Raw genomic sequence first — 6,201 nt, 5'->3', positions numbered from 1 at the left:
CCGCCCGAGCCTCCGCCCGTGCCTCCGACGGAGCCGCCACCGGAACCACCGCCCGAGCCTCCGCCCGTGCCTCCGACGGAGCCGCCACCGGAACCACCGCCCGAACCTCCGCCTGAGCCTCCTACGGAGCCGCCGCCAACAGAGTTGCCATTACCGCCGGCGGCGGACGAGGACGCGGCCCCTCCGCCGCCGTTATTCGCAGTGGCACTTGCGCCGGCGGCGTTGGAGCTCGAATTTCCCTCGCCGCCGCCGGAGCGGTCTGAGGTCCCTGAAGAAATGGCGCCTGTCGTGGTCGGCGGGCAGGTCCAGACTTGACTGCCACCCCGCTGCGTCAGGTAACACGCTGCATTGGGCGCGCGGGTCGGCCGACCATCAGGAGAAACGGCCGCATAGTACAGGACGTTGCCGCCCGCGAGGCCCTGAACGGACGATGCGCGGGCGCCGATAGACGCGGTAGCGCGTGGTGGGCAGACCCACAGACGGTCGCCGTCATACTGCTGAATGATGCAATGGCGGCTGGGCGCACGCGTCGGGCGGCCATTCGCGCTAATGGCCCTGTAGTATCGTACCACGCCGGCATCGCTCCGACCGACCCCAGAGCTCTCGACAGAGCCGATCGTCCAATGACCAATCGCTGCCGGTGTTGCTGGTCCACCGCGCCCGTTCCGCCGGGCAGGGTCGCATTCCCAAAGCCATTGGCTCCTCACCAGCTTGCGTTCGCAGGAGGGGTAGGGTTGCGGCGTCGGCGAGCCGTTGACTGCAATACCTTCATGATATTCCGGCGAAGAACTGACGGTCAATGCTTGCGAATACGCCAATGTTGACGTAGCTGCAAGCAAACAAAAAATAATAAATCCAGAATTTAAGCGATGCATGACGAATCCACCTTTTTTCAAGTAGATTACTTGCAGTCATTAATAGAACTGAGATATGTTGTAATCAGTTACATAAACCAAATTGTCTGATTCTTACGATAATTCACGCACAGTTTCGTTGTCAATGCTACAGGACTTACTTTAGGCGGCTGATTAATATCCCCTTCGAAGACCTAAGTCGGATGATTTCACCCGCACTTAGTGGATTGACTTCCACGCCGGTTGCGCTTTGGTTGCTGCCGCGATGACTGCGTCGGGGTCGGCTTTCCCGCGGAAGAGCGAAATCACGCCCCACATCGACACAGTGAGCGCCCCGGCACAGCGGGAGCGTCTCGCCGCCATTATCACCGAATTTTGGGCGGAGGGTCCTACCGTCGATTTGGCGTTAATGGCTGACCGTCGGTTCAATAAAACCACACCTGAAGAGCAAAGAGACTCCTGACTGAGTGAAATCTCAGCGAGCCGCGGAACCGTTGGTTTTGCCATGGGTTCGCAATCGCGTGTTGGTGCTCTCAACCAGCGTCGACACGGCCTGGGAGCAGCCCCGCTTACAATCCGCCCCCCCAGCCGGCGGGGCTGCTCTTCGCCAGTGGAGTTGCAGTTGTGTGCGCGCGTCGGTTGTTGCGTGTCGGCCCTGGTGCCGAAATTGTCCGGGGCCCGGCCAGCAAGGCGGGATGCGCACCAACGGTGCGCAACAGACCACCCGCCGCCTCCCGCCAAACGGGACTACCTGAACGAGACTCCCTCCAAGATCAGGAACGGGCCAATGGTGCCCTTGGGCCGGCGCCCCGATCAGAATTCCCGAAAGCCGACGTCCGCCACGTCGGCTAGGGGCCAACTCCGGAAGCTCGACGTCCGGGAGATCCGCGCGTCCATCGCCTCGAGCGACCATCAAGGGGAGATAGGTCGTCGCAGCTCCTCGGCCGCTCGCGAATCCTATGAACGGCGCGCGGGGAGGGGGAAGCCGCTCAAACAAATTATCCGTCCGGCGAAGAACCAGTCGGATGCGCGCAGGTTCTCAGCTGAATTCGCGCTCTTGCACAGGTCGGACTGAATGCTCGCGTCGACAGAACCGGGCTGCCGGAAACGGAGCGACGCCCGGCAGGGCCGGGCGACGCATGTCAGTTTGCGGAACTTTTCMTACAATCGCGGCAACACTATGCCTCGTTCTTCAACTTCTCTCACGGCGCAGAATGATTGGCACCACGAAGCCCGAGTTTATTGGGGTTTCCCAGCTTCGATCGGTTTCAGTTTGGCACCGATAAGCACAAAGACTGGCATCGAGCGGTGGTGGGCGCAGGAGGCAAAAAAAGACCCGGCAGTTGCCTGCCGGGTCAGAAGGGATCGTGAAATCTGCGCCTATTTGAAACTGATGCCRGCTAGCTGAGAGCGCCGGTAAAAGGAAACGCGGTATTGTTGGCGTGGCAACTCCGGTTGGATGCGGTGCTCGCCGATGATGCGCTCGATCCTCCGAGGCCCGATCCCAGTGTCCCGGGAAATCTCGCCGCTGGTACAATAGGTTCGCCGAAACTCCTCGATCGCAGCAAGAGAAATCACCTCCACAGGGCATCGATTTTTGGGATTGATCGCTATCCTCGTGGGAAGGACGCCTGCTTTGATCAGCGCTCGTGTCGCGACATCGGCCGTTCGTATCAGCGCGGTGGCTTCCATGGCCGTGACCTCGCCTGCGTACTCGCCGCGCACTTTCGAGCGAACTTCCTGATAGTCAACTGACAGCGACATAAAAGTCGCTGGGCCTGGAAGCCGACGGCTTTCGATCTGGCCGTTCAGAACCAGATCGAGGATCTCCTTCGACGAGCAATTCGTTCGCTTCGCGGCTGTCGGAATTGAGACGAACTGCTCGTTATCTGCAAGCTGCGCGGTCTCAGCACGTTCAAACAGGCGCAATAGGAAGGTATCGAGTTCACACTTCGAGAAGAGGTGATCTCTAAGGCCATGCTCATCCGATTTGAAGACGAACGGTCGGATGTAACCTCCCTCGAATAATAGCCGCCCTTGCACACGGCCGGCTCCAATGTAGTCGCTGGCAACGCGCAGCGACATCGCCTCGCGGACATTTTCAAGCAGGTCGCTATAAGCATCGGCATCAAAGAGCGACCATGCATTGGTTTTTTCAGCGTCTTGCGGATGCAAAGCACCGAGGGCAAGGAGGATTTTGCGTAGCTGTTTTGGATGCGCGCCGGTCTCGAGACTTGCGGTTCGCACAGAGTGCAGCTTCCGCCTTTGCACCGCTTCGCCGAACAGGACTTCGCCTGCGCCGATCGGCATCGTCTCAACGATGTGTTCGCGAAACAATTTTCGAACCGGATCGAAGCCCGCGTCCTCGCAGCCATACGCCAACCATTTGTACACCCGTCCAAGGACGGCTTGCGGGCCATCATTTCCCCCGCGGGGATAGACAAAGCAGCGCTGTAGCTCGCTCAAGGCTTCGCGGATGCCATCTCGCCCATGACGGGCGAAAGAAAAGCCCAGTTCGCCAGCCGTTAGCCACTCTGTATTTGAAAGCGTGTTGAGCTTGCGGCTTTCACCAACCCACAGGGTGACGCCGACGATTTCACACAAGCGCGAAGCTGCGTGGAATTCCAGCTCGTCGAGAAATCCGAGTGAAGGAACATTCCGGTCCAAGCGTCCTAGAAGATATTCTTGGAAGGAAGTTTTAGAGCGTGCAATCGCCTTGGGGCGAAGGCTCGGGAGGCTGTCAATCTGCGGACCTAAGTGACCGGCGAAGTCGAGCGCGTAAGCCGACACCACCGATGGGACTTCGATAAGCTCCAACTCATGATGGGGGCAGCAGCGGACAGCGTCGAGCTGCCAGTGGCTCCGGCAATATGCTGACGCCGCCGGAGGAAGGGAGGAACCGGCTATGTCGTCGGCAACGCACGATGCGCACACGCGGATGCGTTCGCGCTGAAGCGAGCTTTTGAGAAGGCGTTCGCCTCGAATCGAGTAATCGTTGCCGTTCCGGGTCAAGAGGCCCGTGTCGAACCTATGAGGGGACACGTCGAGCAATTGGGCCAGATGGGCCACTGCTCGCACATCACAGTCGCGCAGGCCCGCAAAATCGAGCCCAAGGTCTGTGCAGAATGCGTAGACCCCTTTGGTTTGATGATTCAAAACGGCATTGCGAGACGCATTGCTGATTGGCGTTTCCTACGGAGCCGGGAGTGCCCGCAGYCACAGAGAAGGCTTCATTTGGGAGCTCCTTTGCGCTTTTTGGTGCTATTCAAGCGCTCTGTTCGGTCGTCCTCCTCGCGAGTCGCCAGCACTCGTGAGGCGTCGATATCCTTCCAGCGATCCGCCAAATAGGGGTTGAAAGGCGCCAGGTTCCCGGTTCGTCTGGCAAAGGCACTGGCGAAATGTTCAATGCTCAGCTGCGTAGCTTCTCCTCGAAGAGCGACCCGGATGGCGTCGTGGATTTCTTCAGCGACGACACCGAGTTGCTGTTGTCCGGCGTGAAGCAGCCGAGGCACCAGCCGGTCAATGTCGACGGCATCGGTTTTAAGTTCGGCTCGCTCCGCCAGTTGCCTGACGAACGACTTGATCATTTTGCTGTCCGAACCAGCCGAAAGCGKACCAAGTTCGACCCATTTGCCGCGCCTCGCAACCTGGCGATCCGGGTGCATCAAACGGATCACCTCGGGAGTCCCCGAAACGACAATCGCTATGGGATGCGCATTGTCGACCAGTAGGCCCTTCAGGATATTTCGGACCTTCTGCATCTCCGCTTCGTGGACGGTTTGAACAACGTGCTGCATCTCATCGAAATGCAGGACGAGGATTTGAAGCGATCGCACACGATCTCGGACCATGCGCCAAACTTCCGGCCCGTCTACCCGGTTACGCTGCAACGGGTAACCCAATGCAAGCAACGTCTCGCGGCCTAACTCAGCAAGGTTCGCGGGGGAGGGCGCGGTGACAGAGATGACCTTGCTCCCGGCCTGATTTACCGTATAGCCGTGGCTCAACGCATGCCCATCAATCATTCGTCGGATGGAGGTCGTCTTCCCCGCTCCTGACGCTCCGAGCACAACGAGGAAATTGCCTTCTCCGCGATTGGTTGAGCAATGACCATTCTTGTTGTCTTTTCGCTCGCCGAGATCCTCAAGGATCTCGTCATATGCATCGAGAAGCTGCGCATCTCGGCGAGTGCGGGCGTAAACGCTGCGTACTCCCTCCATAAGTTCTGACCGACGCCGGGCTGCGTCTGGCTGGATGTCGCGGATAGGGCGAGTTGGGTCGGAGTCGATATCAATATCGACCGCAAAATTTGCCTTTTCGATGGTCATCTGAATTATCCCAGGAAGCTAAAATCGTCGTCGTTATCGTCAGCATCTTTCGAAGCAGGCGCTGGCGCTGGCGCGGGAGCTGAAGCGAGCGTCTCGCCTGGCCCCGGGCGCGCTCCTCCGCCGGTTTCGAAGCTCGTGGCCAGGATATCCTGCCCCACTAAGGCCTCAGTTGGATCGTCCGGCACAGGCATCGTGAACCCGCAGAAGACCTTTTCCTCTAGCTTCGCGATGTCCTCTGATGTGAGCGCGGGAGACGCAATGTTCGCGCGAGCTCTGGATGCATCTGCCTCAGTCTCGATCGCATCAAGAGCGCGATGAACCACGCCCAACACCTGCTGGGCTTGGGCTGTCCGCGTGAGGCGGAGATCCATCATGGTTCTTGCCCACGTTTCGACGGAAACACCGTCGAACTTGCTGTCGCGGCAGCGTGCCTCAAACCAGTTCTCGCCCACGCGGTAAGCAATTGCTCCGAGATCTGTTGTGTCTAATCGAATGTCTAGTTCAATTTTCCCCTTGTTCATGAACAATTTTCCCAGCTCTGGCGCTATGTAGAAATTTCCCAACACTTTTATGCCTGAGCCCGATAGTTTGCGCGTTAGGTTCTCGCCAAAGATCTGCATGAATTTGCGTTTTGAGGGGAGAGGGCGCACATCGAACATGTCGGTGAGCCTGATCCAGGCGTTTCGCGGTGTTTCGCCGCCGAGCGCATCGGATGGGAAATTATGATATACGTCGACAAGCCAGCGAGTGAGGAGCGTCGCCAGTTCGTCTACTGTAAGATGTGCAAGTGCTTTGCTATCGTAAGATCCCTTCTTTAGGTGATTTCCGAATGTCCGTCCGTCGAATTGACTTAAGAACATCACGTGGATGGTGTGCAGGGCGGTGACAAAACCATCCAATGAAGCGCCCTCGCTTGTGGTGGCGCGGGCGGCGTAAAAGCCAACCAGTTGGATAGGCTGATCCCTTTTGGGGTTGGCGGGGATGTTCGCGGTGGAGGTCTACGCGGCGGTTCGTGATTT

General features: G+C 58.5%; 3 protein-coding genes. All 3 read right to left on the bottom strand.

Translation table 11 applies throughout. From position 1 onward, the window contains the following. Positions 1-2,234 precede the first annotated feature (2,234 nt). Genes AC1DIO_RS34920 through AC1DIO_RS34910 form a run of 3 tightly spaced genes read right to left on the bottom strand, consistent with a single transcriptional unit; the run spans position 2,235 to position 6,081 of the window. Positions 2,235-4,037, bottom strand: coding sequence for a TniQ family protein (locus tag AC1DIO_RS34920; RefSeq protein WP_476854915.1), 1,803 nt, complete (start codon positions 4,035-4,037; stop codon positions 2,235-2,237). 47 nt (positions 4,038-4,084) lie between these two features. After that, complete coding sequence (locus AC1DIO_RS34915; protein WP_476854914.1) at positions 4,085-5,182, bottom strand: ATP-binding protein; 1,098 nt, start codon at positions 5,180-5,182, stop codon at positions 4,085-4,087. Between the two features lie 5 nt (positions 5,183-5,187). Then, a complete protein-coding gene (locus AC1DIO_RS34910; RefSeq protein WP_476854913.1) occupies positions 5,188-6,081 on the bottom strand; it encodes a hypothetical protein in 894 nt (297 codons plus the stop codon). Positions 6,082-6,201: the final 120 nt, after the last annotated feature.

This window comes from Allobosea sp. 05T439 (assembly GCF_056396005.1).
This window is presented reverse-complemented; position numbering and strand designations above follow the sequence as displayed.